General features: G+C 65.6%; 9 protein-coding genes and 1 tRNA gene. 7 read left to right on the forward strand and 3 right to left on the reverse strand.

Annotated features, from left to right (window positions below):
• The 6 genes from Q0L54_RS09605 to Q0L54_RS09625 all read left to right on the forward strand — a co-directional run.
• A partial coding sequence (locus Q0L54_RS09605) for a phosphotransferase (protein ID WP_296667608.1) occupies positions 1-538 on the forward strand: 538 nt, incomplete at its 5' end.
• A 48-nt stretch (positions 539-586) separates the two neighbouring features.
• Positions 587-991 carry a hypothetical protein gene (locus Q0L54_RS09610; protein WP_296667609.1) on the forward strand — a complete coding sequence of 135 codons (405 nt, stop codon included), beginning with the start codon at positions 587-589 and terminating at the stop codon, positions 989-991.
• A gap of 63 nt (positions 992-1,054) precedes the next feature.
• On the forward strand, positions 1,055-1,642 hold the full coding sequence (locus tag Q0L54_RS11115; protein WP_366937953.1) for a VanZ family protein: 588 nt from the start codon (positions 1,055-1,057) through the stop codon (positions 1,640-1,642).
• A tRNA-Lys gene (locus Q0L54_RS09615) sits at positions 1,605-1,677 on the forward strand. The genes Q0L54_RS11115 and Q0L54_RS09615 overlap by 38 nt, the downstream gene beginning before the upstream one ends.
• A gap of 196 nt (positions 1,678-1,873) precedes the next feature.
• Positions 1,874-2,863 (forward strand): matrixin family metalloprotease, encoded by a 990-nt coding sequence (locus Q0L54_RS09620; RefSeq protein ID WP_296667610.1) that lies wholly within the window; start codon positions 1,874-1,876, stop codon positions 2,861-2,863.
• Between the two features lie 230 nt (positions 2,864-3,093).
• Complete coding sequence (locus Q0L54_RS09625) at positions 3,094-3,249, forward strand: hypothetical protein (RefSeq protein ID WP_296667612.1); 156 nt, start codon at positions 3,094-3,096, stop codon at positions 3,247-3,249.
• A 23-nt stretch (positions 3,250-3,272) separates the two neighbouring features.
• Here the strand turns inward: Q0L54_RS09625 and Q0L54_RS09630 are convergent, their stop codons facing one another.
• On the reverse strand, positions 3,273-3,566 hold the full coding sequence (locus tag Q0L54_RS09630) for a tyrosine-type recombinase/integrase (RefSeq protein ID WP_296667614.1): 294 nt from the start codon (positions 3,564-3,566) through the stop codon (positions 3,273-3,275).
• Positions 3,567-3,596: 30 nt separating this feature from the next.
• Between Q0L54_RS09630 and Q0L54_RS09635 the strand changes: the two genes are divergently transcribed.
• On the forward strand, positions 3,597-3,938 hold the full coding sequence (locus tag Q0L54_RS09635; protein ID WP_296667616.1) for a helix-turn-helix domain-containing protein: 342 nt from the start codon (positions 3,597-3,599) through the stop codon (positions 3,936-3,938).
• Here the strand turns inward: Q0L54_RS09635 and Q0L54_RS09640 are convergent.
• Positions 3,929-5,278 carry an IS256 family transposase gene (locus Q0L54_RS09640; RefSeq protein WP_296667617.1) on the reverse strand — a complete coding sequence of 450 codons (1,350 nt, stop codon included), beginning with the start codon at positions 5,276-5,278 and terminating at the stop codon, positions 3,929-3,931. The two genes, Q0L54_RS09635 and Q0L54_RS09640, sit on opposite strands and share 10 nt — an antisense overlap.
• Positions 5,279-5,451: 173 nt before the next feature.
• Positions 5,452-6,474 (reverse strand): Fic family protein (locus Q0L54_RS09645; RefSeq protein WP_296667619.1); only part of this gene is annotated, 1,023 nt, incomplete at its 5' end.

Raw genomic sequence — 6,474 nt, forward strand, 5'->3', positions numbered from 1 at the left:
CGCCGTGGGCCGGGCCCTCGCCCAGGTGCACGTCCCCGCGCCCGCCGAGGCCTGGTTCAACCCGGAGCAGTCCATCGACCTCGCGGACCGCGCCACCAACCTGGAATGGGCGCTGGACCTGCTGGGGGACGCGAAGGGTCCGTCCGGGGAGCGGCTGGACATAGGCGGCGCGCGACTGCTGTGGGCCGATGCGGTGGCGGCGCCGGCGCCCACCGAGCGCGTGTGGTCGCACGCGGATCCGCACGGCTCCAATCTGCTCGCGGAGCAGGGCGAATTCGCCGGAATCATCGACTGGGGCAAGATGGCCGGCTGCGAGCGGGCCGTGGACCTCTCCTTCCTCTACACCGCGCTGCCGGTCGAGGGCGTGGAGTCAGCGGTGGCGGCGTACCGGGAGGAGACGGGCTGCGAGGACCCCGGGCTCGAGGCGAGGCTGCGAGGCATCGCGGTCACCAAGTGCGCGTCGTGGGCGGTGCTTGAGCGGCCGCTCAACGTAGCGATGGCCTGGCGCGGCTTCCGGGAGCTGGGGCTCGCGGCCTGAGCACGCCCCGGCCTGCACGGGCGGCCCCTCGGGGCTAGCGTGGAGAACATGGAAACCCGGTACGCCGGAACCTGGCGATTGATGCCCGAGCTCTCGTTCTACGAGCAGGGGGACAGTCCCGCGTCCGGCCTGTACGTGATCGAGGTCGACGCCGACCGCGTCAACTTCGCGGTGTCCTGGACCGATGCCGCGGGCACCGAGCACGAGGCCGGATACGGCGGGCTGGTGGGCACCGGCACACACGAGGTGTCGGGCGCGGCGGGCGTCACCGCATCGTTCGAGCACGTGGCTCCCGGGGTGCTCGACAGCTCCACGTTCGCAGGCGGACACCGCATCGCGTACTCGCGGCGACGCGTGAGCGACGACGGCTCTCTGCTCGCGGTGCTGCAGGTCACCTGGCATCCGGACGGCCGCGAGACTCGTGCGACCCAGGTGTACCGCCGCGACGCGTGACCGTCGCGCCTGGCACGCTCGGGCATCGTCGCGCGTTGAAGGTGGGACACCCCCGGAGGTTCCATGTTCGCGCTCTCGACGGCCGGCGCCGCGGGAGCGCTTCCCATCGCTCTCGTCGGCGCGGTCCTCGTGCTGCTCGCGTGGGCGGTGGGGCTGGCGACGCGGCGGGGCTCGCGCGCCGCGCTGTGGGTGGCGTTGGTGACGTGCCTCGCGGTGATCGGGTGGGTCACCATCGGCCTCACGATCGCGGGCACGCCCACCGGAGCCGGGGGCGTGAACCTGACGCCGTTCCAGGAGATCCTGCGGGCGCTCGACACGGGCGCGTCCACGCCGTGGCGCAACCTGGTGGGCAACATCGTTCTGTTCGTGCCCTTCGGCGCGGTGGTAGCGGCGCTGGTGCGACGCGGGTTCTTCCTGCGGGTGCTCACCGCGACGATGCTGGGCGCGGGCCTGTCCGCAGGCATCGAGGCCGCGCAGTTCCTGTTGGGGAGGGTGGCCGACGTGGATGACATCATCCTCAACTCGGCGGGTGCGCTGCTGGGCGCGGTGATCGCCGCCACGGTCGTCGGGATTCGTTCCGGATCGAGCCGCGCGCGCCACTACCCTGGACCCGGGGCCTCTAGCTCAGTTGGTAGAGCAGCGGACTTTTAATCCGCGGGTCGTGGGTTCGAGCCCCACGGGGCCCACCTGGTAGATCGGTGTTTTGGGGTAGTGGCGTGCGTGTGGTTTGACGGAAATCCCGCCCAAAAACCGGCGGAGCGCGATCGCACCAAACCAAACCGCGCGATTGCACTTGACGCCGTGGCGCGACCGGGTGTCCACTTGACTCGCACGCGATGCGACGGGGCGGAGCGGCAAGGGAACCGGGGGTTTCCAATGCGCTTGATAGGTATCGCAAGTTTGTCCATATCGGCTCTGGTCGGCGTCTCGTTGGCACCGCCCCCCACCGACCAACAGGTATGCGAAGCGCCAGTGGTCAAAACGTCGCAACTGGACGCATGGAACCTGGCCGGTTGTGAGGGCGAAGGGCGACTGGTCAAGTTTCCAGATGGTCGAACGGGTGCTATCCCCGAGCCTGGTTGGACGGTAACCGCGGCGTCCGTCACAGCGGTCGGATATGACCCTATCCCTGACGTAACTGTTCGGCGCGGCGTCAATGGCGATGTAGCGGTCGTCGTTGAGGACATCGCGACCGGCCAGTACACCGCTTACGGAGACGACACTTTGGCAGCAGATATTGTTGCGGGCGGAGCCGACCAAGGCGAGTCGGCAGTCGTACCGCTCTCCACGAATCCAAAGTGTGATAACTACTCCTATACATTTGGCAACGGTGGCGCTAATGGGGCGAAGTGGATCGCGGCCTTTCCGTACTACCGCAAGTCGGGAATCCTCATACCTTTGACAGCGATCCAGGGCGGCATCAACGCCATGGCAAATGGCACTGGTGCGTGCACGAACTTGTCCAACAGCGCGAGCGCGTCGTACAAGGGAACGACCAGCGTCTCCTCAACGATCTCCAGTTCGGGCACGTGCAATGCGACTGACTTCGTCAATGTCGTAGATGTCGGCGCGCTTTCTGCTTCGGCGGTGGCGTCGACGTGCACTTACAAGAACTCGTCCGAAATCAGTTACGCCGACGTCCGCTTCAACAGCGCCTACACGTTCTATACGAGCACCTCAGTTACAGGGTGCACGGGTTCAAAATACGACGCGCAAGGGATCATGACGCATGAAGCTGGTCACGTCTTCGGACTCGGTCACGTCAGTTCAAGCACTTACCAGGTAATGAAAACGCCAGGAGAGTACTGCGACACTGATCAGCGCAAGTTGGGCGCGGGTGACCTCGCGGGCATGAAGTCGCTGTACCCATGAACGCGCGGGTCGCAGCAACCGCCGGGGCTGTACTGTTCGCAGTAGTCGGGTTGGGTGGATGCAGTTCTGACGCACCGCTTGATTGTGGCGCGGTCTCCGCCGAGATTCCTGCAGAGGCCGAGAGGGGCAATGCGATCGAGGTCACTCTCACTGGGGTAATCCCCGGTTGCAATGCGCAAGGTAGCGAGACGAGCCCCGGCCCGAACACCATTGAGTTGAGCCTTGTCGCCGTGGACACAACCGAAACGGTGCTCGCAACGGGGACTGCGGACGTGGACGCCGACGGAACCGCGGTAGTGACGCTTGCCGTCCCGGTCGACGCATCGGGCCGGGCATCGGTCGAACTTGACGATGTGTCGCTCGGTACGCTCACCATCACTGAGTGACAGGTATTTTGAGAGTCGCTGCCCTAGCGCTGGGCCGCGAGGAGCCGCCCGACTTCTTCCCGCTCCAGGTCGTTGTCCGTGACGTAGAGGTGCGAGTAGATCGTGTCCGTGGTGACGAGGGACGCGTGGCCCATCCACCGGCTCACGCGCTGAGGCGGGCGGTTGAGGCTCAACATCAGCGATGCGTACGTGTGGCGCAGGTCGTGGAAGTGACGGCGCTCACTGAAATTCTCCAGTTCTGCTCGCTGAAATTCCCCACCCTGGGTCGCTCCGCCGCATGAGGCGGGCCTCCCTCGATGCTGGTGGTCTCTGACCACACACCAGCTTCCGAGGGAGGCCCTGTTCTTATGCTTTCAGAGAGGAGCAGCGTGGACATCCACGCTCTGAAACGGCAGGGGATGACGATCAGTGAGATCGCCCGCCGAACCCACCATGACCGCAAAACGATCCGCGCATACCTGAACGGAGACCGCGCACCCGGGGGCCGTCAGCCCGCTGGCCCCGATGGGTTCGACGCGTTCGTTGATTACGTGACCGCGAGGTTGACCGAGGACCCGCATCTTTGGATCATGACGTTGCTCGACGAGTTGCGTCCGTTGGGATTCGAGGGGTCGTACCCGACGTTGACGCGACAGATCCGTGCCCGAGCCTGTCAAGTTGTTTGTGTAAGGGGCGGGGTTCATAGGTAGGGTTCGATGCGCTCGGGGTAGGCCAGCGCGAGTTGTTCGAGGGCTTGCTTCCAGTTCGTGGTGATCTGTCCCTCGACGAGGCGTCCGGATGCTTTGCGTTGTGACGCTGGGGCTCCGCGTTCTCGGGCGCGGTCTCGTGCACGCTTGTCCTCGATATCGCAGATCGCTAGCCACAGCAGCTTGATCGCGGCGTGGTCGTTGGGGAAGTGCCCGCGGTTCTTCGTGACCTTGCGTAGTTGGTAGTTCAGTGACTCGATCGCGTTGGTCGTGTAGATCACCCTCCGCAGTGCCGGCGGGAACGCCAGGAACGGAATGAACCGTTCCCATGCGTCGCGGAACGCTTTCACCGTCGAGGGATACTTCGCACCCAGGTCCGATGCGGCGAACTCCTTGAGTGCCTCGACCGCCGCGTCCACGGATGGTGCCTGGTAGATCGGCTTGAGTGCGGCGGCGACGGCTTTGCGGTCCTTGTAGTTGACGAACCGCGTCGCGGCACGGATGAGGTGCACGACGCACGTCTGCACGGTCGCTTCAGGCCACGTGGCTGCGATGGCCTCAGGGAAACCGGTGAGCCCGTCGCAGCACACGATCAGGACGTCACGCACGCCGCGGTTGGCGAGCTCGGCGCACACCGACGCCCAGAACTTCGCACCCTCGGTGGTCTGGATCCAGATCCCGAGGACGTGCTTGATGCCATCCATGTCCACACCGACAGCGATATGGGCCGCCTTGTTGCGGACATGCCCGCCGTCACGGATCTTCACGATGATCGCGTCCAGGTAGATCACCGGATACAGCGGCTCGAGCGGGCGCGACTGCCACGCCAGGACCTCGTCAGCGATGGCATCGACGATCTTCGAGATCGTCTCGTGCGACAACTCCGTGCCGATCGTGGACGCCAGATGATGGCCGATGTCGCGGATCGTCATCCCGCCCGCATACAGCGAGATGATCATCGCGTCGAGGCCGTCCAGACGGCGCTGACCCTTCGGCACCAGCATCGGTGTGAACGTCCCACCGCGATCGCGCGGGATCGCGAGATCGACGTCGCCGATCTCGGACGCGACGGTCTTCGCGTAGTAGCCATTGCGTGAATCGGGCAGGTACTGACCGGTCGGGTCGCCACGCTCATAGCCCACATGCTCGGTCAACTCGGCCTCGAGCCCGCGTTCAAGGGTCGCCTTGAGCATGCCCTTGATCAGGCCCTCATGACCGGTCAAGGGTTCGCCAGCATCAATGAGCGCGAAGATCTCATCCAACGCGCCCGACGACTTCAACGCGTCAGCCACCCGCTCCTGCTGACGACGACGCTGCTCACGCTCCGGATCAGTCGTTGCCATGGACATCAGTGTTCTCCGATCAAATCGGAACCACGAGCCTTACACAAACCATCTGACACGCCCTGCCACCGCTCGTTGGGCAGGTCAGCTTCGAAGCGCCGCCAGGACGAGCGGGGGCAGACCCGGGGCAGTTTGGCCGCGAGGGTCACTGCTTGGGCAGTCCCGATACCTGTTCACTGCACCCGGCTCCCGCGCACCATCTCCCGCTGAATGCGCCGGTCGAGATCGTCGAGCTCGGCAAGCACCTCGGAGGCGGCCCACACTCGGTCGCGCTTACGCCCGGTGAGCTCGGTGATGAGTCCGTTAGCGACGAGCTTGTCGATCGCCCTGTATGCCCTGCTCTCGACACCGCCCGTGCAGGCCAGCACATCATCGGCGTTCATCACCGGGTGATCGAAGAACGCCGGGATGAGCGCGGCGGCCGCAGAGCCTGCACGTGGCTGGATGGCTTCTGTCCACTCACCGGGGATTGCCTTGAGGCGCGCGATCGACACCCGCGCGCACACCGCGGCCGCGCGCGCGGAGCGGGCAAAGATGTCGACAATGGGCGCGGGGTCGCCCTCGCGGTAGATGGTTAGCGCGTCGAAGTAGTCGTCACGTCGTGCGAGCAAGCCGCTGGCGAGCGGTACGACGGCGTTGCGGGTCGCTCCGCGGCGTCGCAGCGACGCGGACACCAGCGCGCGCCCAATGCGACCATTGCCGTCGGTGAAGGCGTGGATCGACTCAAACTGCGCGTGTGCGATGGCTGCCTGCACCATGATCGGGATGTCATCGCGGTTGAGGTAGTCGAGGAGGTCGGCCATCAGGTCGGCGACACGCTCAGGCGCCGGCGGCACGTACAAGGCTTCGCGTGGGGAGTAGTCGCTGCCCCCGATCCAGTTCTGCACGTCGCGCACCTTGCCCGCGTACGGTGCCTCGTCGGGGTCGTCGATCATGAGCGCGTGATGGGCTGAGGTGATGTCCTCGAGGGTAAAGCTGCGGCGCTGGCCGACGCTCTCGATGAGTGAGTAGAGCGCCGTCGAGGCGGCCACCATGCTCAGTGCAGATGAGTTCGCCTTGCTGCCAGCGAGCGCGCGCGCGTAGTCCTCCGCACTCGCCGAGACGCGCTCTATCTTCGAGGAGGCGACCGACTCGGACCGGACCATGAAGCGGCTCAGCGCTGCGGAGTGTCCCTCGGCGTCGGTGTCCGCTTGCGC

Source organism: Demequina sp. (assembly GCF_024642165.1).
Classification (GTDB): Bacteria; Actinomycetota; Actinomycetes; order Actinomycetales; family Demequinaceae; genus Demequina.

Bases quoted from the DNA above. Each gene is read 5' to 3' on its own strand.
- Q0L54_RS09610 (WP_296667609.1), top strand. From the start codon at position 587: ATGGAAACCCGGTACGCCGGAACCTGGCGATTGATGCCCGAGCTCTCG.
- Q0L54_RS11115 (WP_366937953.1), top strand. From the start codon at position 1,055: ATGTTCGCGCTCTCGACGGCCGGCGCCGCGGGAGCGCTTCCCATCGCT.
- Q0L54_RS09635 (WP_296667616.1), top strand. From the start codon at position 3,597: ATGCTTTCAGAGAGGAGCAGCGTGGACATCCACGCTCTGAAACGGCAG.
- Q0L54_RS09640 (WP_296667617.1), bottom strand. From the start codon at position 5,278: ATGGCAACGACTGATCCGGAGCGTGAGCAGCGTCGTCGTCAGCAGGAG.